The 20,898-nt window shown below is 71.1% G+C and carries 17 protein-coding genes and 1 pseudogene; 15 read left to right on the top strand and 3 right to left on the bottom strand.

Features of this window, described 5'->3' with window-relative positions:
• Positions 1–2: 2 nt before the first annotated feature.
• The 9 genes from ACZ6X9_RS20755 to glmM all read left to right on the top strand — a co-directional run bounded on the left by ACZ6X9_RS20755 (position 3) and on the right by glmM (position 8,856).
• Positions 3–302: a WXG100 family type VII secretion target gene (locus tag ACZ6X9_RS20755; protein WP_469779462.1), complete on the top strand. Its 300-nt coding sequence runs from the start codon at positions 3–5 to the stop codon at positions 300–302.
• Positions 299–2,017 (top strand): RNase A-like domain-containing protein, encoded by a 1,719-nt coding sequence (locus ACZ6X9_RS20750; RefSeq protein WP_469779461.1) that lies wholly within the window; start codon positions 299–301, stop codon positions 2,015–2,017. Before ACZ6X9_RS20755 ends, ACZ6X9_RS20750 begins: the two co-directional genes overlap by 4 nt.
• Before the next feature lie 48 nt (positions 2,018–2,065).
• On the top strand, positions 2,066–3,115 hold the full coding sequence (locus ACZ6X9_RS20745; protein ID WP_469779460.1) for a hypothetical protein: 1,050 nt from the start codon (positions 2,066–2,068) through the stop codon (positions 3,113–3,115).
• A complete protein-coding gene (locus ACZ6X9_RS20740; protein ID WP_469779459.1) occupies positions 3,048–3,440 on the top strand; it encodes an RNase A-like domain-containing protein in 393 nt (130 codons plus the stop codon). Before ACZ6X9_RS20745 ends, ACZ6X9_RS20740 begins: the two co-directional genes overlap by 68 nt.
• Before the next feature lie 14 nt (positions 3,441–3,454).
• Complete coding sequence (locus tag ACZ6X9_RS20735; protein WP_469779635.1) at positions 3,455–4,123, top strand: contact-dependent growth inhibition system immunity protein; 669 nt, start codon at positions 3,455–3,457, stop codon at positions 4,121–4,123.
• Positions 4,124–4,179: 56 nt separating this feature from the next.
• Entirely contained in the window at positions 4,180–5,799 is a 1,620-nt protein-coding gene (locus ACZ6X9_RS20730) for an ABC-F family ATP-binding cassette domain-containing protein (RefSeq protein WP_469779458.1), read from the top strand.
• 438 nt (positions 5,800–6,237) lie between these two features.
• Entirely contained in the window at positions 6,238–6,684 is a 447-nt protein-coding gene (gene rplM / locus ACZ6X9_RS20725) for a 50S ribosomal protein L13 (RefSeq protein WP_004951311.1), read from the top strand.
• A gap of 39 nt (positions 6,685–6,723) precedes the next feature.
• Positions 6,724–7,227 carry a 30S ribosomal protein S9 gene (rpsI, locus tag ACZ6X9_RS20720; RefSeq protein ID WP_223769818.1) on the top strand — a complete coding sequence of 168 codons (504 nt, stop codon included), beginning with the start codon at positions 6,724–6,726 and terminating at the stop codon, positions 7,225–7,227.
• Positions 7,228–7,497: 270 nt separating this feature from the next.
• Entirely contained in the window at positions 7,498–8,856 is a 1,359-nt protein-coding gene (gene glmM / locus ACZ6X9_RS20715; protein WP_469779457.1) for a phosphoglucosamine mutase, read from the top strand.
• A 180-nt stretch (positions 8,857–9,036) separates the two neighbouring features.
• Here glmM and ACZ6X9_RS20710 read toward each other — a convergent pair whose 3' ends face one another.
• Both ACZ6X9_RS20710 and coaA read right to left on the bottom strand, forming a co-directional pair.
• Positions 9,037–9,990 (bottom strand): DUF389 domain-containing protein, encoded by a 954-nt coding sequence (locus ACZ6X9_RS20710; RefSeq protein WP_469779456.1) that lies wholly within the window; start codon positions 9,988–9,990, stop codon positions 9,037–9,039.
• A gap of 14 nt (positions 9,991–10,004) precedes the next feature.
• Positions 10,005–11,012: a type I pantothenate kinase gene (coaA, locus tag ACZ6X9_RS20705; RefSeq protein ID WP_469779455.1), complete on the bottom strand. Its 1,008-nt coding sequence runs from the start codon at positions 11,010–11,012 to the stop codon at positions 10,005–10,007.
• A 189-nt stretch (positions 11,013–11,201) separates the two neighbouring features.
• Between coaA and ACZ6X9_RS20700 the strand changes: the two genes are divergently transcribed.
• From ACZ6X9_RS20700 to ACZ6X9_RS20680, 5 genes are all read left to right on the top strand, one after another.
• Positions 11,202–11,513 (top strand): hypothetical protein, encoded by a 312-nt coding sequence (locus ACZ6X9_RS20700; protein ID WP_469779454.1) that lies wholly within the window; start codon positions 11,202–11,204, stop codon positions 11,511–11,513.
• A gap of 58 nt (positions 11,514–11,571) precedes the next feature.
• On the top strand, positions 11,572–13,419 hold the full coding sequence (gene glmS, locus ACZ6X9_RS20695) for a glutamine--fructose-6-phosphate transaminase (isomerizing) (protein WP_469779453.1): 1,848 nt from the start codon (positions 11,572–11,574) through the stop codon (positions 13,417–13,419).
• Entirely contained in the window at positions 13,416–13,784 is a 369-nt protein-coding gene (locus ACZ6X9_RS20690; RefSeq protein ID WP_469779452.1) for a holo-ACP synthase, read from the top strand. The genes glmS and ACZ6X9_RS20690 overlap by 4 nt, the downstream gene beginning before the upstream one ends.
• A gap of 51 nt (positions 13,785–13,835) precedes the next feature.
• Positions 13,836–14,258, top strand: a complete 423-nt coding sequence (locus ACZ6X9_RS20685) for a RidA family protein (RefSeq protein ID WP_469779451.1) — start codon at positions 13,836–13,838, stop codon at positions 14,256–14,258.
• Positions 14,259–14,533: 275 nt separating this feature from the next.
• Positions 14,534–17,848: an NACHT domain-containing protein gene (locus tag ACZ6X9_RS20680; protein WP_469779450.1), complete on the top strand. Its 3,315-nt coding sequence runs from the start codon at positions 14,534–14,536 to the stop codon at positions 17,846–17,848.
• A gap of 105 nt (positions 17,849–17,953) precedes the next feature.
• Here the strand turns inward: ACZ6X9_RS20680 and ACZ6X9_RS20675 are convergent, their stop codons facing one another.
• A complete protein-coding gene (locus ACZ6X9_RS20675; RefSeq protein ID WP_469779449.1) occupies positions 17,954–19,420 on the bottom strand; it encodes an NAD(P)H-hydrate dehydratase in 1,467 nt (488 codons plus the stop codon).
• A gap of 204 nt (positions 19,421–19,624) precedes the next feature.
• On the opposite strand from ACZ6X9_RS20675, the pseudogene alr reads away from it, so the two are divergent.
• A pseudogene (alr, locus tag ACZ6X9_RS20670) lies at positions 19,625–20,791 on the top strand (alanine racemase); the annotation flags it as partial.
• Positions 20,792–20,898 lie beyond the last annotated feature (107 nt).

Raw genomic sequence — 20,898 nt, 5'->3', positions numbered from 1 at the left:
TCGTGAAAGACGACTCGATATCCGTTGATTTCGCCTCCCTGAGCGCCGCATCGGCGGAGCTGGAAGCTTTGCTCAAGGAGATGAACGGCAAGCTCGAGACCCTGTATGCCCGGACGGAGAAGGTAGTCGTGAACTGGGAAGGAGAAACGCGCGAGGCCTTCGTGGAGGCTCTCGATAAATGGAGCGATTCAATGCGAGATTTGCAGGCCAGGCAGAAGTGGTTGCATGGCGTGGTCGTATCCGGGCACGTTAACTATTCCTCGGCTCACCATTCTGTTCTCCGTGGTTGGGGGGCTCGGTGACCTCGCCGTCGTCGACCGGGGGAATTCACGTCAAGCCTTCCGATCTGTATCGCGTATCCGATCAGGTGGCCCACCAGCAACGGCAACTGGAGAAAGGACTGGGGCTGTTCCTGAGGGAGTTGGACGGAAAATCGAATGTCGGAGGGGCGGGAAAGGCGGTTGACGAGTTCAACGCCGCCTACCTGAAAATCGGTGAAAAGGTCCTCAAGGTCTGGGCGAAAAGCGTTGTGAGTGTGGGTGGTGCCGCGGTCGGTTTCACTGCCACGGCAAATCACTACGCAGTGGCGGACGCCGCCTCGAACCCCGCTCACAAAGGAAGTCCGCAGACCAAGCCGCTCCCTCAGGTGGTCAGTCAGGTTCCTGACTATGGAAGCCTTCCGGTACTGAAGTGGGACGGGGTGGTAGACGACGACTCGGATGGGCTGCTGGCCGACATCTTCGACGGAATCGACCACGTAGCAGAAGCCATACTGCGTCCGATAGCTCATCACGCGCTGCGCTGGGGTAAGGCGGCGGACGTGCTTCCGATGCCCGACACCGAGAAACTGGAAAAGGTCTCTGCGGCATGGCTCGAGCCGGGGAAGGCGCTCGCCAACGTCGACTCCGCTCTTACAGGACTTATGAGCAGTATCACCGTCCAGTCGAATACTGAATGGTACGGGGCTATGCGCTCCTTCTGTAGCGCGATCTGGGGCACATCTCCTTGGGGTAACTCCAGGGAGAACTACCAGTGGAAACACGACAGTGCGTCGGCTGGCGGGTCCAGTCACCCGGCCTTGGCTGTGCTTTTCGATACATGTGACACGATGAGTGACGCACTGCAGAAGTTCGCGGTTGCGGCCTGGGAGATGCACAAGGAAGTTAGAAGCATATTCCATAAAGCAGTGAGAGATGCTTTGCCGAAACTGGACCTCAGTGGTTTCACGGGTGGCTTCAAAGGCGTGGCGAAGGGGCTGGGCAAGGCCGGGCGGGCATTGGGTATAGAAATGACGATCAACCTCGATGAATCCGCCCTGAACGCTGCGGTGAAAAAATACGAGGCGGCGTTGCGGGAGCTGGTGCCGAAGATCGAGGCGCATGAAGGTCCTCTGGACGAGGCGCTTATGAGTCTCCCGACGTACCAGTCGGAAGAAGCTCGAGCCGAGGCATTCGGGGCGCGATCGCTGAACGATTTCCGCCACGAGCACAAGTGGGCGGACCCGGCAGACGTGGGCCAGGGGCGTTATCGTATTGATCTGGCGAGCAATGAGTACCTCAATGGCGGGCACTCGGTGGACAAGCATGTGGGAAAGACCGATGAGCAGCTATTGCAGCGTTTGAGGGATCAGCAGGACGGGAGGACGCCGCCGGGCTGGCCCCATGGTAAGCCGATACCCTCGGCAGCCTCGACGTTCAAGGACATGGAGACCGCGCAGCGACTCACCCAATACAATATCAACAGGAATGCAGCCGACATAAAGGCGTGGTTGGGGCCGCCCGAGCCTTCGGGGAGGGACACGAGCAAACCCTTTTTCAGCATGGCCCCTAACGGGGAGGACAGCGGGCGCAGCGCTGCAAAAAAGCCGAATTCTCAAACCGGGTCGGCCTGGCAAAGAGATGGAATGAACGCGCGCGTCGTTCCCGTGCAAAGGATCAGAACTGTACTGAAGTACGATAGGAGTTTGACGCCGCCTTTCGTTGTCCTGACGTCTATGCCCGACTTCAACGCACCGTGACCAGGGGGAGCCGTGTTCATTCCGTGCGGTAGTCAGTGGAATGCGGCGTTGACGCGTCTTTTCGGCAACGCATACGCTCTCGTCAGGGTGGTGCCCCGAGAGCATGGAGAATGGCGTAGAGATGTCGAGAAGGCGTTCGAGCGCAAATCCCCGGACCCCCGGTCATGGGGCAGTGTCGACTGGGCTGCCGCGCATGCCGGGGAAGAGCTCGCGGCCCAGAATGGGAGATTTCCCTTCATTTTTCCGGCCAAGGAGCGCTTGGACCGGTATATGCACAGGGTTGTTCCTGACTCGGCTGCCCGGTTTCTCGTCAGTATTCGAGACGAGTGGTTCACGGCAAAAGCGATCCCGGACTTCGACGTGCACTGGAAGCAGTGGCTGGCGGATGCTTACACGCTACTTCATCGGTTCGGGCCCGACGCCGAGCTGTACACATCCTCTCCGGCTGCTTATTTGGATGAATCCCCCGATTTTTGGAGCGGCAGCTCCTTTTATAGCAACGGATTGACCTCTTGTGTGGGCGACGCGGGTCTGGTCGCTGTCTCGGAGGACGAGGTGGGAGTGTTCTGGTCCTACAACCCGGTTTCCGAGAAAGGCGGTGTGACGAATCGCGACCGTTGGAACGCCTCCCTGGTGCGCCTGCTCTACGAGGACGCGTTTGTTCGGACGGGTCCGCGATGGCACCGGGACTGGACAGAAGACCTCATGGCGATTCTTGGGCGCACGGTGGAGGATCCTCGTGCATGGCTCACTGCCGACTGGTTTGAGCCGACCGGCGAACGGGGAGAATCGCCGTATTTTTTCCCGTTCCGGCAGCCTGAAGAGGCAACCGGTCACTTCAGGGAAGTGGAACACGATGCCGCCGTGCGCGCTCTGGTGCAGATGGTGGACGACTATCTCGACATAGAGCGAATCCCGAACTACGAGTCACGCAAAAGTGAACTGATGAAGGATGCTGACGTTCTGCTCTCTCGCTACGCTCCGGCATCTTTTCATATGACAGAAGTACGGTTCACGGATTTCATTTGCGATGTCGGCCTGGTGGCGGTTTCCGACAGTGAAGTGGGTGTGTTCTGGGGTTTCGACAGAACCGATTGAGTTATTGCGGACAGAAAGGAAGGTCATGCTCACCAGATCCGCCACCTACCCCGACATGGCGACGGCGCAATGGTGCACCCAGCAGGTTGTCACCAGAAATGAACAGATTATCCATCGCTGGCTGGCCCAGAACACCAGGCAGCGCCTCACGATCGAGGCTGCATGGCCTTCCCGGCCCGACCCGGTCGGGCGTGTGATGTTGCGCGCGATGATGCTCGCCGGGCGGGATGCGGTGGACGTGCGTGCTGCGCGCGTCATCCTCAAAAGGGACCCCTCGCATGCCAACGGCTTTAGCGTGCAGTCCACCTTTCCCATCTATCTGTGAAGACGGGTAGCGTTGTGCCCCTGACGCCCATCGAGTACGACCGTAAATATGGTGAGCTGGACCACGTCGTACGCGCCTACCTCGGACAGCCTGCCAATGACGCGGAAGGTATCCGCAGCACGGCCCTCGATGCATACCTACGCCACACTTGGCACAGCAGGCCGTGGGCCCTTGCCGTGGCCGAGCGGCAGTTGCGCGAGTACGCGGAGAACCTACCGGGGTACCTGAGGCAACGGCTCGGGGAGGCCTTTCCCCTCCCTGACGTGGGCCACCCGGAGGAGGACATCCAGTCCTGGCTCCTGCTGATCGCCGACTCGCTCCGCCACAGCGTGGAAACGGGCGACGCGCCACCTCCCGGGATTCCGGAAACTCATTGGGAATGGCATGCCCGGTTCCCGGAACTCGGGCAGTTCCTTGGCGGTTGGTTCTCTCAGGACATGCCCGAGGAGTTCGGCAGTCACGAAGCCGCCCTCGCCGATTACGTCACGACCACGGACGGTGCGCTGGCGGCGCGTCTGGTCGGGGAGGTGAGTGAACTGTTGACGCTGCCGGTGGCGGAGGACGACTGCGCTCTCGGGCTGGCGGAGCTCGGGATGGAGGTCGAGCCCCCCGAACCGCACTCCTACCGAAGCTGGTTGGCGTCCGTGGCCGAGAGCCTGCGGACGGGGCGCCTCGACGCCTGAGGCCTCACCGCGTTAAACGGTTGGTGGAGCTTCGGAAAGCCGACACAATGCCTCGCATGGGACACGTCGAGGTGGCGCACGTCGAGTACTTCCTGCCTGATGGGCGGCCGTTGCTGGGGGACGTGTCCTTCCGGGTCGGTGAAGGGGCCGCCGTGGCGCTCGTCGGGGCCAACGGGGCCGGGAAGACGACGTTGCTGCGGCTGATCTCGGGGGAGATCAGGCCGCACGGGGGGACGGTCGCCGTCGGTGGCGGGCTGGGGGTGATGCCGCAGTTCGTGGGGTCCGTACGGGATGAGCGGACCGTGCGCGACCTGCTGGTCTCGGTGGCGCCGCCGCGTATCCGGGAGGCCGCCGCGGCCGTGGACCGGGCCGAGCTCGCGATCATGGAGCGGGACGACGAGGCCGCGCAGGTGGCGTACGCGCAGGCGCTGTCCGACTGGGCCGAGGCGCGCGGCTACGAGGCCGAGACCGTCTGGGACATGTGCACGATGGCCGCGCTCGGCATCCCCTACGAGAAGGCGCAGTGGCGGCAGGTGCGCACGCTCTCCGGGGGTGAGCAGAAGCGCCTGGTGCTGGAGTCGCTGCTGCGCGGCACCGACGAGGTGCTGCTGCTGGACGAGCCGGACAACTACCTGGACGTCCCCGGCAAGCGCTGGCTGGAGGAGCGGCTCCGCGAGACGCGGAAGACCGTGCTGTTCGTCTCCCACGACCGGGAGCTGCTCGCCCGCGCCGCCGAGAAGATCATCAGTGTCGAGCCCAGCCCCGCGGGGTCCGAGGTGTGGGTGCACGGCGGCGGCTTCGCCACGTACCACGAGGCCCGCGCGGAGCGGTTCGAGCGGTTCGAGGAGCTGCGCAGGCGCTGGGACGAGAAGCACGCCCAGTTGAAGAAGCTCGTCCGGGACATGCAGCAGTACGCGGCCCGCAGCGACGAGATGGCCTCCCGCTACCAGGCGGCCAAGACCCGGCTGCGGAAGTTCGAGGAGGCCGGGCCGCCGCCGGAGCCGCCGCGCCGGCAGGACATCCGGATGCGGCTGGCCGGCGGGCGCACCGGCCTGCGGGCCGTCACCTGCAAGCGGCTGGAGCTCACCGGGCTGATGAAGCCGTTCGACCTGGAGGTCTTCTACGGGGAGCGGGTCGCCGTGCTCGGGTCGAACGGCTCCGGGAAGTCCCACTTCCTGCGGCTGCTGGCCGGTGAGCCGGTGGCGCACCAGGGCGAGTGGAAGCTGGGGGCGCGGGTCGTCCCCGGGCACTTCGCCCAGACCCACGCCCACCCCGAGCTGCTCGGCCGCACCCTCGTCGACATCCTGTGGACGGAGTACGCCAAGGATCGGGGCGGGGCGATGTCCGCGCTGCGCCGGTACGAGCTGGAGCGCCAGGGCGACCAGCGGTTCGAGCGGCTCTCCGGCGGGCAGCAGGCCCGCTTCCAGATCCTGCTGCTGGAGCTGGCGGGCACGACGGCGCTGCTGCTGGACGAGCCCACGGACAACCTGGACCTGGAGAGCGCGGAGGCGTTGCAGAAGGGGCTGGAGGCGTACGAGGGGACGGTGCTCGCCGTCACTCACGACCGCTGGTTCGCTCGCTCGTTCGACCGCTACCTGGTCTTCGGGGCGGACGGGCGGGTGCGCGAGGCGTCCGAGCCGGTGTGGGACGAGGGGCGGGTCGCGCGGGTGCGGTGACCGGTGCGGCGCGGGGGTGCTCGGCCGGGGGTCCGGGGGTTGTCCCCGGGAAGACGCGGCGGACGAGGGGCGAGTCGCGCGGGTGCGGTGACCGGTGCGGCGGGGGTGCTCGCCCGGAGGGCCGGGGGGTGTCCCCGGGAAGGCGCGGCGGACGAGGGGCGGGTCGCGCGGGTGCGGTGAGGACGGTGGGGGGCCTGGGGGCCGCCCCCGGTGGGACCATGTGTTTTGACCCCGTGGGTGGGCGCCCGGTACTCTACGAGTTCGTTATGCGTATTGGCTTGGTCGTTCTCACGCGAGGGGCCCTTACGCTTGTCCGTCAGGCCGATCGCCGGCGGTCGGCACACGGGTTGCGTCCCCGTTGTGCGGCCAAGCTCGCGCGATCGTCCCATGCGGACCGTGTCAGGACCCACACTCACTGAAGAAGCGAAGGCTACGACCGTGCGTACGTTCAGCCCCAAGCCCGGCGATGTCCAGCGCCAGTGGCACATCATCGACGCGCAGGACGTCGTCCTGGGCCGTCTGGCCTCCCAGGCCGCATCCCTGCTGCGCGGCAAGCACAAGCCCGTGTACGCCCCGCACATGGACATGGGTGACTTCGTCGTCATCATCAACGCCGACAAGGTGCACCTGTCCGGCAACAAGAAGACCCAGAAGATGGCGTACCGCCACTCTGGCTTCCCGGGTGGTCTGCGCTCCGTCCGTTACGACGAGCTGCTCGACAAGAACCCCGAGAAGGCCGTCGAGAAGGCGATCAAGGGCATGCTGCCCAAGAACTCCCTCGGCCGTCAGATGCTCTCGAAGCTGAAGGTCTACTCGGGCGACCAGCACCCGCACGCCGCCCAGCAGCCGCAGCCGTTCGAGATCACCCAGGTCAAGCAGGGCTAAGTCCCGGCCACCGCCGAACCAGAAAGTCTGAGGAGAATCGTGGCTGAGACCACCGCCGAGATGCCGGTCGAGGGCGTCGAGGAGTACACCACCGAGACCGAGGTCGTGGAGTCGGAGTACACCTCCGAGTCCCTCGCGTCCCGCTTTGGCGACCCGCAGCCGGCCGCCGGCCTGGGCCGTCGCAAGAACGCCATCGCCCGTGTCCGGATCGTTCCGGGCTCCGGCAAGTGGAAGATCAACGGTCGCACCCTTGAGGACTACTTCCCCAACAAGGTGCACCAGCAGGAAGTCAACGAGCCCTTCAAGGTGCTCGAGCTCGACGACCGCTACGACGTCATCGCCCGCATCTCGGGTGGCGGCGTCTCCGGCCAGGCCGGCGCCCTGCGCCTCGGCGTGGCCCGTGCGCTCAACGAGGCCGACGTGGACAACAACCGCGGCGCCCTGAAGAAGGCCGGCTTCCTCAAGCGCGACGACCGTGCGGTCGAGCGCAAGAAGGCCGGTCTCAAGAAGGCCCGCAAGGCTCCGCAGTACAGCAAGCGCTAATCCGGCGGTTCGCTGCTTCTGCTCGAACGCCCCGGCGGCACGATCCGTGCTGCCGGGGCGTTCGGCTATGCAGCACCCCCGTGATGCGTCACCCGTACGGGTCAGGGGTCACTCGTACGGGCCACTCGGGGCGGGTACCCCGTATACCTGGGAGACTTCGGTCACCTGGCGGCAACGCTTTGGCCCAGGGCTCGACACCTCAAGTACAAGGCTCAAGTACAAGGGGCTCCCTCCAGGGCCCCGCACTCCCGCGTTTTTCGGAGGACACCAGTGGGACGACTCTTCGGTACGGACGGTGTGCGCGGCGTCGCGAACGCCGATCTGACGGCCGAGCTCGCGCTCGGCCTGTCGGTCGCCGCGGCGCACGTGCTCGCCGAGGCGGGGACGTTCGAGGGCCATCGCCCGGTGGCGGTGGTGGGTCGTGATCCGCGGGCGTCCGGGGAGTTCCTGGAGGCCGCCGTGGTGGCCGGACTGGCCAGCGCGGGCGTGGACGTGCTGCGGGTCGGCGTGCTGCCGACGCCCGCCGTCGCGTACCTCACCGGCGCCCTCGGCGCCGACCTGGGCGTCATGCTCTCCGCGAGCCACAACGCCATGCCCGACAACGGGATCAAGTTCTTCGCCCGCGGCGGCCACAAGCTCGCCGACGAGCTGGAGGACCGCATCGAGCGGACCTACCGGGCGCACTCCACCGGCGAGCCCTGGGACCGGCCCACCGGCGCCGGCGTCGGCCGCGTCCGCGACTACGACCAGGGCTTCGACAACTACGTCGCCCACCTGATCGGCGTCCTGCCGAACCGCCTCGACGGCCTCAAGGTCGTCATCGACGGCGCGCACGGCGCGGCGTCCCGCGTCTCGCCCGAGGCGTTCTCGCGGGCCGGCGCCGAGGTCGTCACCATCGGCACCGACCCCGACGGGCTGAACATCAACCACGAGTGCGGCTCCACGCACCTCGACAAGCTGCGGGCCGCGGTCGTCGAGCACGGCGCGGACCTCGGTGTCGCCCACGACGGTGACGCCGACCGGTGCCTCGCCGTGGACGCGACCGGTGCCGAGGTCGACGGGGACCAGATCCTCGCCGTCCTCGCGCTCGCCATGCGGGAGGCGGGCTCGCTGCGGAAGAACACCGTCGTCGCCACCGTCATGTCCAACCTGGGCTTCAAGCTGGCCATGGAGCGGGAAGGCGTCCGGCTCGTCCAGACCGCGGTCGGCGACCGCTACGTCCTGGAGGAGATGAAGGCCAACGGCTTCGCCCTCGGCGGCGAGCAGTCCGGGCACGTCATCGCCCTCGACCACGCGACGACCGGTGACGGGACGCTGACCGGGCTGATGCTGGCCGCTCGGGTCGCGGCGACCGGCCGTCCGCTGCGGGAGCTGGCCGGGGTCATGGAGCGGCTGCCGCAGGTGCTCATCAACGTCCGGGACGTCGACAAGTCGCGGGTGGGGTCTTCGCAGGAGCTCGCCGAGGCTGTGGCGGACGCGGAGCGGGAGCTTGGTGCCACCGGGCGGGTGTTGCTGCGGTCTTCCGGGACGGAGCCGCTCGTGCGGGTGATGGTGGAGGCCGCTGACATCGAGCAGGCTCGGGCTGTGGCTCAGCGGCTCGCCGATGTGGTGAAGTCGGCGCTCGGGTAGCGCCGGGTGGGGCGGGATGGGGGGTGCCCCTGTCCCTCCCCCAGAGGGGGCACCCCCACTTCGCCGTTTCCTGGGGCTGACGCCCCAGACCCCGCTGATCGCGGCTTCGCCGCTCGTCCTCAAACGCCGGACGGGCTGGTGGGGGCGGGGGTGGGTGGGTGAGCGCTTCGCGCGCCGTCCTCAGGCGCCGGACGGGCTGGTGGGTGGGCTGTTCCTGCGTTGCCGTCGCCAGTACCACCTCTGGCCCAGCAGCGTCAGCGTGCCCGCCGCCACGATGCCCAGCAGGTTCAGGCCGAGCTGGACCGCCGAGCCGCGGGTTTCCGTCCAGTTGCCGTAGGAGAGGGCCACGGCCGCGTTGGCGGCGGCCGGGACCGTGGTGACGGAGATCGCGACGCCGATGAGGGCGCCGGACTTGGCGGAGGTCAGGGAGAGGATGCCGGCGGCGCCGGCGAGGAACGCCACGATGAAGGAGAAGGCGTCCGGCTGCCAGATGAACGAGGTCTGCGGGCGGTCCGCGAGGAACCGCGCCTCGTGGAAGAGGCCCAGCCAGTCCATCAGCAGGCTGAAACCGCCGGTCACCGCCATCGCCACCGGGAAGCCCACCAGCAGCGCCATGAGCGACTGCCGGGCCAGGCGCGGGGCACGGCGCACGATCGCCGTGCAGAGGCCGGCCAGGGGGCCGAACTCCGGGCCCACCGCCATCGCGCCCACGATGAGGATGGCGCTGTCGATGATCACGCCGCAGGCGGCGAGCATCGTGGCCAGGGTGAGGAAGGCGAGGAAGGTGAAGGTCAGGGTGGACTCCTCGTGGGTCTCCTCGACCAGCGACTCCCAGACGATCGCGTCCGCGCCCTCGCCGGGTGCCTCCTCCTCCGCCACGTCGGCGCGGCGGGAGAGGGTGAGGCCGACGTCGTCGACGGAGACGGCGCCCCACTCGGGGACGCCCGCCGTGCGCAGCGCCTCCAGCAGCTCGTCGGCCGCCTCCCGGGCCACGTCGCACAGCACGACGTCGCCGCGCGGATCGCGGGCGGCACCGGTGAGGACGGCGAGGTGGGTGGTTCCGGTGACGCTCTCGACGAGGGTGACGACCTCCTCGGTGCGGTCGGCGGGGGTGAGCATCCGTACGTGCAGCATGCGGCGTCCCGGGGTCAGAGCTTGCGCAGCGAGAGGCGTTGGACCTTGTGATCGGGGCCCTTGCGGAGGATGAGGCTGGAGCGGCCGCGGGTGGGGGCGACGTTCTCCATGAGGTTGGGCTTGTTGATGGTGCGCCAGTTGCGGCGGGCGAAGGCCAGGGCCTCCTCCTCCGAGACCTGGGTGTAGCGGCGGAAGAACGAGTCGGGGTCGTGGAAGGCCGTCTCGCGGAGCTTTTTGAACCGTGAGTAGTACCAGCGCTCGATGTCCTCGGCCCGCGCGTCCACGTAGATGCTGAAGTCGAAGAAGTCCGCGAGCCCGACCCGGGTCCGGCCGTCGCGGCCGGGCAGGGCGGGCTGGAGGACGTTGAGTCCCTCGATGATCAGGATGTCCGGGCGGTGCACGGTGAGCCGCTCGCCGGGGACGATGTCGTAGATCAGGTGGGAGTAGACGGGTGCGGACACCTCGTCCTTCCCGGCCTTCACGTCCGCCACGAAGCGCGTCAGCGCGCGCCGGTCGTACGACTCCGGGAAACCCTTACGGGACATCAGGCCGCGTCGCTGGAGCTCCGCGTTGGGCAGCAGGAAGCCGTCCGTGGTGACGAGCTCGACGCGCGGGTGCTCGGGCCAGCGGGCCAGCAGGGCGCGCAGCAGCCGGGCCGTGGTCGACTTGCCGACCGCGACGCTGCCGGCGACGCCGATGACGAACGGGGTGCCGCGCTGGGCGCCCTTCTCGCCGAGGAAGGTGTTGAGCGCGCCGCGCAGGCTGCCGCTGGCGCCCACGTAGAGGTTGAGCAGCCGGGAGAGCGGCAGGTAGACGTCGCGGACCTCGTCCAGGTCGACGACGTCGCCGAGTCCGCGCAGGCGCTCGACCTCCTCCGCGGTGAGCGGGAGGGGCGTGTTCTCGCGCAGCGCGCTCCACTCGGCGCGGGTCAGGTCGACGAAGAGCGACGACTGGTGCGTGGGCGGGTGAGCCGTGCGGCGTCGTTGCTGCGGCTGCTCTGGGGTGGTCGGCACGGGGCCCATTGTGCGTGGGTGGCGCGGGGCGATCACTGCGGGGTGTGAGGTTCGGGGCGTCGAGTGTGGTCTGCGGGGCATCCGTAGGGGACCTGGCGGCGCGGGGGAGTGAAGTTCCGGCGCGGGCTCTGTACCTACTCACGGGTCGGGAATACGGTCCCACCCTTCGGCCGCCCCGGCTTCCTGCGAGGGACCCCCGTGTTCGTTCTCCGGCTCGTGCTCCGGCTCATCCGCAAGACCCTCCACCGCCTCGCACACCCGCGCGCCGGCGCCCCCGGCGCACGCTCCGTCGCACACGCCGGGACGTACGCCGGGGCGTGTGACACGGGTGACGCCTTCGCCGACCGGGTGCGGGCCGAGCTCTGCGACGACCTGCCGGACGAGGACCTCGGGCAGGACCTGGGGGACTGTCTCGACCAGTACCACTTCGGCAGCAAGCCGCGCTGCGAGGAGGTCGAGTACCTGGAGCTCGTCCAGGAGGCCATCGACCGCATCGAGCGCGGACGTTGACCGGCGGGCGCGGACATTGACCGGCGGGCGGTGACACCGGGGCCGTACGCTGCACTCCATGTGCGGAATCGTGGGTTATGTGGGAGGGCGGTCCGCCCTCGACGTCGTCTTGGCCGGGCTGCGCCGGCTGGAGTACCGCGGCTACGACTCGGCCGGGGTCGCCGTGCTCGCCGACGGGGGGCTCGCCGCGGCCAAGAAGGCGGGCAAGCTCGCCAACCTGGAGAAGGAGCTCGCCGACCGGCCGCTGCCCTCCGGCACCACCGGCATCGGCCACACCCGCTGGGCCACCCACGGCGGTCCCACCGACGCCAACGCCCACCCGCACCTCGACAACCCCGGGCGGGTCGCCGTCGTCCACAACGGCATCATCGAGAACTTCGCCGCCCTGCGCGCCGAGCTCGCCGAGCGCGGGCACGCGCTGGCCTCCGAGACGGACACCGAGGTCGTCTCGCACCTGCTGTCCGAGTCGTTCTCCTCCTGCGGCGACCTCGCCGAGGCCATGCGGCAGGTCTGCCGCCGTCTGGAGGGCGCGTTCACGCTCGTCGCGGTGCACGCCGACGACCCCGACGTGGTCGTGGGCGCCCGCCGCAACTCGCCGCTGGTGGTCGGGGTCGGCGACGGCGAGGCGTTCCTCGCCTCCGACGTCGCCGCGTTCATCGCCCACACCCGCGAGGCCGTCGAGCTCGGCCAGGACCAGGTCGTCGAGCTGCGCCGGGACGCCGTCACCGTGACGGACTTCGACGGCGCGCCGGCGGACGTCCGGGCGTACCACGTGGACTGGGACGCGTCCGCCGCCGAGAAGGGCGGCTACGACTACTTCATGCTCAAGGAGATCGCCGAGCAGCCCAAGGCCGTCGCCGACACCCTGCTGGGGCGCATCGACGCCTCCGGGTCGCTGACGCTGGACGAGGTCCGCATCCCGGCGTCCGTGCTGCGTGAGGTCGACAAGGTCGTCATCGTCGCGTGCGGGACGGCGTACCACGCGGGGATGATCGCCAAGTACGCGATCGAGCACTGGACCCGCATCCCCTGCGAGACCGAGCTGGCCAGCGAGTTCCGCTACCGCGACCCGATCCTCGACCAGCGCACGCTGGTGATCGCCATCTCGCAGTCCGGCGAGACGATGGACACGCTGATGGCCCTGCGGCACGCCCGCGAGCAGGGCGCGAAGGTGCTCGCCATCTGCAACACCAACGGCTCGACGATCCCCCGGGAGTCGGACGCCGTGCTCTACACGCACGCCGGTCCCGAGGTCGCGGTCGCGTCCACGAAGGCGTTCCTCACGCAGTTGGTGGCCTGCTACCTGGTCGCCCTGTACCTGGGCCAGGTACGCGGGACGAAGTGGGGCGACGAGATCCAGTCGGTGATCCGGGAGCTGGACGGCATCGGGACGCAGGTCGAGGAGGTCCTGGAGACCATGGAGCCGGTGCGCGAGCTGGCGCGCTCGCTGGCCGGCAAGAACACCGTCCTCTTCCTCGGCCGGCACGTCGGCTACCCGGTGGCCCTGGAGGGCGCGCTGAAGCTCAAGGAGCTCGCCTACATGCACGCCGAGGGCTTCGCGGCCGGCGAGCTCAAGCACGGGCCGATCGCGCTGATCGAGGACGACCTGCCGGTGGTCGTCGTCGTCCCGTCGCCGCGCGGCCGGTCCGTCCTGCACGACAAGATCGTCTCCAACATCCAGGAGATCCGGGCCCGGGGCGCCCGGACGATCGTCATCGCCGAGCGCGGCGACGAGGCGGTCCGGCCGTACGCCGACCACCTGATCGAGATCCCCGCCACCCCGGTCCTCCTCCAGCCGCTCGTCGCCACCGTGCCCCTGCAGGTCTTCGCCTGCGAACTGGCCACCGCCCGCGGCAACGAGGTCGACCAGCCGCGCAACCTCGCGAAGTCGGTGACCGTCGAATGATCGTGGGCGTGGGCATCGACGTCGCCGAGATCGACCGCTTCGACGCGGCGCTGCGGCGCACGCCCGGGATGGCCGGCCGCCTCTTCGTCGAGCGCGAGCTGTACCTGCCGAGCGGCGAGCGGCGCGGCATCGCCTCCCTGGCAGCGCGGTTCGCCGCCAAGGAAGCCCTTGCCAAGGCTCTGGGCGCGCCGCCCGGGCTGCTGTGGACGGACGCTGAGGTGACCACCGGTGAGCACGGCCGCCCGGGGCTCACCGTCACCGGGACGGTCGCGGCGCGGGCGGAGCTGCTCGGGGTGCGGTCGTGGCACGTGTCGCTCAGCCATGACGCGGGGGTGGCGTCGGCGGTGGTGATCGCGGAGGCGTGATTCCGCTGCTGTGATCTTGGCGCTGGCGGGGGCGGCCGGGGGCGGGGCAGGATGCGGCGCATGACGGACGGTACCGGTGCTCACCTGACCCACATCCCGGCCCCCGAAGGGGTCGCGCCCGCCGGCGGCTACAGCCACGTCGTGACCGCGACCGGGCGGCTGGTCGCCGTCTCCGGGCAGGTCGCCCTCGACGAGGACGGGCACGTCGTCGGAGAGGGCGACATCCGGGCCCAGACGCGGCAGGTGTTCGAGAATCTGCGGCGGTGTCTGGGGGCGGCGGGGGCTTCCTTCGACGACGTCGTGAAGCTGACTTATTTCCTGACGGACGTGGGGCATCTGCCGGTGATCCGGGAGGTGCGGGACGAGTTCGTGGACGCGGGGCGGTTGCCGGCGAGTTCCGCCGTGCAGGTCGTGGCCCTGTTCCGGCCGGAGTTGCTGGTGGAGGTGGAGGCGTTCGCGGTGGTCGGGGGGTGATGCCCCGGTCCCTCCCTTTCACCGTTTCCTGGGGCTGCGCCCCAGACCCTTTTCGCGGCTTCGCCGCTCGTCCTCAAACTCCCCCAGAGGGGGCACCCCCAGACGGGCTGAAGTGCGCCCGGGCGCGACCCCCGGCCCGTCCGGCGTTTGAGGATTGGGGGTGCCCCCTCTGAGGGAGGGACCGGGGCACCCCACCCGATCCGCGCGTTCGCGTCCCGCGCCCATCTCCCGCGCGTATCGTCGGCCTTGACGCTCAGGCAGGGAAAGGGACGGACGTGCATCCCGCAAAGGAACGCATCGCGGCCGTGTTCGGGGAAACCCAGGGCAGCGGATACCTGCTGACCCCCCGGGTGGTCCTCACCGCCGCCCATGTGGCCGGTGACTGCGACGCGCCGCGGGTGATCGTGCCGGGTGGCGTCGGGCAGGTGGCCTGCCGGGTGGTGTGGGCGCGGGACGACAGCCGGCGGTGTGACGCGGCGCTGCTCGTCGCGGAGCGGGACGTCGTCCCGGAGGAGGCGGCGGTCGCCTTCGAGCCGCTGGTCTGGGGGCGGGCGTACGACCTGCGGGCCTGGGCGGGTGCGCAGGCGATCGGGTTTCCGCAGGTCCAGCGGGACGGGCAGGGCGAGTTGGACACCGAGCAGTTGCTCGGCACGCTCAAGCCGGGCAGCAATCTGCTCAGCGGGCGGCACGTCCTGGACTGCGCGTACGGCGCGCCCGAGCCGCCGGGCGGCGGCGGTTCGCCGTGGGCCGGCATGTCCGGCGCGGCCGTGTTCGTGGACGGGCTGCTCGCGGGCGTGGTGTGCGCGGACCCGGCGGGCTGGCGGCACGGGCGGCTGACGGTGACGCCGTCGGCGACGCTGTGGGCGGACTTCCGGTTCCTGAGCGAGTGCCTGCTGGCCGGGCACAAGCCGGAGTCGCGGTCGCTGGCCACGCCGCGGCAACTGGAGACCGAGGAGTTCGAGCGGCGGCTGCGCGACTACGTGATCGAGAAGTCCGGCGAACTGACGATCATCGGGCTGACCCTGTCCGACGGCGAGGCCGAGACCTGGCCGCTCGACACCGCGTACCTCAGCCTGGAGCTCGTCGGCCGGGCGCGGGACGCGCGCCACGACGGGTTCGGGCTGCGGACGGCCGTCGAGCCGCCGGACCGCGCGGAGCCGACGCCCCGGCGCGCCGAGGAGGCGCTGGCCGGGCACCGGCGGGTGCTGCTGCGCGGCGCGGCCGGTTCGGGCAAGACGACGCTGCTCCAGTGGCTCGCGACCGTCACCGCGCGCGGTGATCTGCCGCCGGGCCTGGGGCATTTGAGCGGCTGCTTACCGCTGCTGCTGCCGTTGCGGAACCTCGTCCGCGGCGGCGAGCCGCCGCAGCCGGAGGAGTTCCTGGCCGCCGCGGCCCGCCCGCTGGCCGGGCTGCCGGCCGCGCGGGGCTGGGTGACCCGCCGGCTCACCGAGGGCACGGTGCTGCTGCTGATCGACGGGGTGGACGAGGTCCAGGAGGCGGACCGCAGACGCACCCTGACCTGGGTGAAGGACCTTCTCGCGGCTTACCCCGAGGCCCGCTACGTGATCACCACGCGGCCGTCGGCGGTCCGCGAGGGATGGCTCGCCGACGCCGGCTTCGTCGAGCTGGAGCTGCTGCCCATGGGCCGCGCCGACGTCCTGGCCTTCATCGACCGCTGGCACACGGCCGCCGGACAGCACCGCGACGAGCGGCTGCGCGGTTTCCGGGACGCGCTGGCCGCCGCCGTCGTCGCCAAGCGCGATCTCGGCCGGCTGGCCACCAACCCCCTGATGTGCGCCCTCATCTGCGCCCTCAACCGGTCCCGGCGCGGCTACCTCCCGCACGGGCGGATGGAGTTGTACCGCGCCGCGCTGGATCTGCTGCTGATCCGCCGCGACCGCGAGCGGGAGATCGCGGTCGGGCTGGAGGGCCCCGAACTGGAACAGGCGCAGCCCGCGCTGCTCCAGAAGATCGCGTACTGGCTGATCCGCAACGGCCGTTCCCAGATCGAGTGGCACAAGGCCGTCGAGATCCTGGAGCGGGCGCTGCCCGCCATGCCCGCCGTCGCGGCGCGCGGCAGCGCCGAACAGATCCTCCGCCACCTGGTGCTGCGCAGCGGCCTGCTGCGGCAGCCCACCACCGAGACGCTGGACTTCATCCACCGCACCTTCCAGGACTTCCTGGGCGCCCAGGCCGCCGTCGACGACTGGGACTTCGACCTGCTCGTCAACCACGCCCACGACGACCAGTGGGAGGACGTCCTCCGGATGGCCGTCGGCCACGCACCGCCCCGGGCCCGGGGCGAGCTGCTGCGCATGCTCCTGGACCGCGGCGAACGCGAGGAGCACCACCGGCACCGGCTGCGGCTGCTCGCCGCCGCCTGCCTGGAGCACGCGACGGAGGTCGCCCCGGAGGTACGGGACCGCGTCGAGCGGGCCGCCGCCGAACTGGTGCCGCCGCGCGACACCGAGGCGGCGAAGGCGCTCGCCGAGGCGGGCCAGGTCGTCCTCGACCTGCTGCCCGGGCCGGCGGGGCTGGACGACCGGGTGGCGCACGCGGTCGTCGTCACCGCGACGGCGGTCGCCGACGACCGGGCCATCCCGCTGCTGGCCCGCTACGCCCGGCACCCGTTCCGCCAGGTGCGGGCCCAGCTCGCCTGGTCCTGGGACAACTTCGACACCCGGCACTACGCCGACGCGGTGATTGGCGAGCTCTCCCACGACGACGGGCTGGCGTTCGTCGCCAAGAGCGTCGCGCACCTGCGGGAGCTGGCCCGGCTCGGCGGGCGGCCCGAGGTGTGGTGCCGCGGGGTGTGGCGGGACGAGGACCTGCGGGAGGCGGTGACGCCGGTGCTGCGGGACCTGTCGCTCCGGGAGAGCCCCGAGGAGATCGACCTCGGCTTCCTCCGCGACGCCCCGCCGCTGCGGTCCCTGCGGATCGCCGACACCCGGCGCGTCGCGCGCCTGGCGTCCGTGCCCAGCGGCGCCCTCGAACGCCTCCGGCTCTCCCTGCGCAGACGCCCGGACGGGCTGGAGCGGCTGCCCGCCATGACGCGGCTGCGCTCCCTCCACCTCGACTGGATGCAGCCGGTGACCGACCCGCCCGCCCTGCGGCTGCCGGACGGCCTGGAGGAGCTGGTCCTCGGCCGCTGGGCCTCCGCCTGGGAACCGGAGTCGATCCGGCTGGAAGGCCACCCCGCCCTGCGCCGGCTCTCCTTCGAGCACTCCCTCTTCCCGGCGGACGCCCGCGCCGCCCTCGCCACCCTGCCGGGGCTGCACACGCTGAGCATCATGGGCGAGGACCCCCGGTTCCTGGAACGCGCCGAACCCCTGCCCCGGGTCCGTCACCTCTCCCTCGGCCTCGACTCCCTCACCGGCCTCTCCCACCTGCCGTCCGCCTATCCCCGCCTCAAGGTGCTCACCCTGCACACCCCCGACGGCACGGCCGAACTCATGGACCTGGCGTTCCTGCGGGACCTGCGCGGGGTGGAGGTGTACATCAAGCACTCGGGGCCGGTGACGAACGCGCATCTGCTGACGGGATGCCAGGAGACGATGCGGGGGCGGTTCCTCACCTACCGGGGGGAGTGAGGAGCGGGGCGGGCGGCTCGGCGACTGACGTCGTACAGGCGGGCCGGCTTGTCCGCCCGGCGGGCGGGGGCGGTGGCGGCCGGCCACAGGGAGCGGGGCGCCGCCTCAGCCCGACGCCACGTCCTCCCACACCCCCCGCAGCGCCTCCGCCACCCCCATCGCCGTGATCGGCGCCTCGCCCAGGGCGCGGGCCGCCAGGCCGTGGAGGTACGCGCCCACCGCCGCCGCGTCGTGGCCGGGGAGCCCCGCGGCGAGGAGGGAGCCGGTCAGGCCGCTGAGGACGTCGCCGCTGCCGGCGGTGGCGAGCCAAGGAGTACCGGTGGGATTGACCCGGGCCGGGCCGACGGCCGGGGCGCCGCCACGCGAGGCGTCAGGGGAGGCGATGACGGTGGTCGAGCCCTTGAGGAGCGCCGTCGCGCCATAGCGCTCGGCCAGGGCGCGGACGGCGGACAGGCGGGCGCCCTCGACCTCCTCGCGGGCCGTGCCGAGGAGCGCCGCCGCCTCGCCCGCGTGCGGGGTGAGGACCGTCGGGGCCCGGCGGGCGCGGACCGTGTCGGGGGAGAGCAGGTGCAGGCCGTCCGCGTCCACCAGGACCGGCACGTCGGAGGACAGCACGTCGTCGAGGGCCCGGCGGGCCTCCGCTCCGTCGCCCAGGCCCGGGCCGACGACCCACGCCTGGACCCGGCCCGCGTCGGCGGGCCGGCCGGACGAGACCAGCGTCTCGGGGAAGCGGGCGATCACCGCGTCGGCCGCCGGACCGGCGTAGCGCACCGCCCCCGCGCCGCCGTGCAGCGCGCCCGCGACACACATGACCGCCGCACCCGGGTAGCGGGCCGACCCGGCGACCACGCCCACCACACCCCGCCGGTACTTGTCGCTCTCCGCGGCGGGGCGCGGCAGCAGTCGGGCGACGTCCGCGTGCTGCAGCGCCTCGACGTCCGGGGCGGCGGGCAGGTGGGGGCCGAGGCCGATGTCGACCAGGCGCAGCGCCCCCGCGTGCTCGCGGGCGGGGTCGACGAGCAGGCCGGGCTTGTACGTGCCGAAGGTGACCGTCGCGTCGGCCCGCACCGCGTCGCCGCGCACCTCGCCGGTGTCCGCGTCCACCCCGCTGGGCAGGTCGACCGCGACGACGAGGGCGCCCTCCGCCGCGCGCACCAGCGGCAGCGCGTCCGGGCGGAGGCCGCCCTTGCCGCCGATGCCGACGATGCCGTCGAGGACGAGGTCGGCCCGCTCGACGGCCCGGATGCCCGCCGGACCGGCATCCCGCGTACGTCCTCCGGCGGCGAGCAGCGCCCGTATGCCGCCCGCGTGCGCGCGCTCCGGCGCGAGGAGCACGGCGGTCACCCCGGCCCCGCGCCGGGCGAGGGAGGCACCGGCGTACAGGGCGTCGCCCCCGTTGTCCCCGCTGCCCACCAGCAGCGCGATGCGTGCCCCTGACACCCGGCCCAGCAGCCCCGCGCACGCGGCGGCGAGCCCGGCGGCGGCCCGCCGCATGAGCGCGCCCTCGGGAAGTTCGGCCATGAGCGCGCGCTCGGCGGCCCGTACGGTGTCCACGCGGTAGCCGGTTCTCATGCCGTCCAGTGTCCTCGGCCGGGGCCTGCCCCGGCCATCCGGGGCAGGCCCCGAGGGACCGGCGAGGGGTCCCCTCCCGGCCGCTGCGGAGACGGCCGCGCGGTGACGCGGGGAGCGGTGGGAAGCGTTCCGCCCGCTGCCGTCCCCGGCCCCGCGCGCCCCGGACCGCGCCCGCCGGGGCCGTGGCCTGAGACACTGGCCGGGATGAACGAGACACCGATGCGCGCCCGTGCCGTGGTCGACCTGGCCGCGTTGCGGGCCAATGTGCGCGTTCTGCGGGCCCGTGCCCCCAAGGCGCAGCTAATGGCAGTGGTCAAGGCGAACGCCTACGGGCACGGCATGGTGCCCTGCGCGCGGGCGGCCCGCCGGGCCGGGGCGGCCTGGATCGGTACCGCGCTGCCCTCGGAGGCGCTGGCGCTGCGCGCGGCGGGCGACAGGGGCCGGCTGCTGTGCTGGCTGTGGACGCCGGGCGGGCCCTTCCGGGAAGCCGTCGAAGCGGACGTCGACATCTCGGTGAGCGGGCTGTGGGCCCTGGAGGAGGTGCTGACGGCGGTCCGCGCCGCCGGCCGCCCGGCCAGGATCCAGCTCAAGATCGACACGGGCCTCGGCCGCAACGGCTGCACCCCCGGCGACTGGGAGAAGCTCGTCGCGGCGGCCCGCGAGGCGGAGGCCGGCGGCGCCCTCGGCGTCACCGGGATCTGGTCGCACTTCGCGTGCGCCGACGAGCCGGGACACCCGTCCATCCGGGCCCAGCTCGACGTCTTCCGGGACGCGGTGGCGTACGCCGAGGCCCAGGGCCTGGCCCCCGAGGTCCGGCACATCGCCAACTCGCCCGCGACCCTCACCCTCCCCGAGAGCCACTTCGACCTGGTGCGCACCGGGGTGGCCGTCTACGGGATATCCCCGAGTCCGGAGCTCGGCACCCCGGCGGACTTCGGGCTGCGTCCCGTGATGACCCTGACCGCCTCCCTGGCGTCGGTGAAGCGGGTGCCCGGCGGGCTGGGCGTGTCGTACGGGCACCGGTACACGACACCCGGCGAGACGACCCTCGCCCTCGTCCCCCTCGGCTACGCGGACGGCATCCCGCGCGCCGCCTCCGGCACCGGCGAGGTGCTGATCGGCGGCCGGCGGCGGCGGATCGCGGGGCGCGTCGCGATGGACCAGTTCGTCGTGGACCTGGGCGACGACACGGCCGAGACCGGTGACGAGGCCGTCCTCTTCGGCCCCGGCGACCGGGGCGAGCCCACGGCGGAGGAGTGGGGACAGGCGACCGGGACGATCGGGTACGAGGTCATCACACGGATCACGCAGCGGGTGCCGCGGGTGTACGTGGGGGCATACGAAGACGAGGTCGCCGGGGTCGCCGGGGTGGGGGAGGCGGCTGCGGCCGCCGCCGCCCTGGGTGCGGCCCCCAGCGACGCCGTGCCGGCCGGCGACGGTGGCGGTGGCGGCGGCGGAAGGCCCGGCAGCCACCCGGA

The organism is Streptomyces sp. NPDC052910, assembly GCF_055585605.1.
The sequence above is the reverse complement of the archived record's forward strand: the minus strand, read 5'-3'. Positions and strand labels throughout refer to the sequence as shown.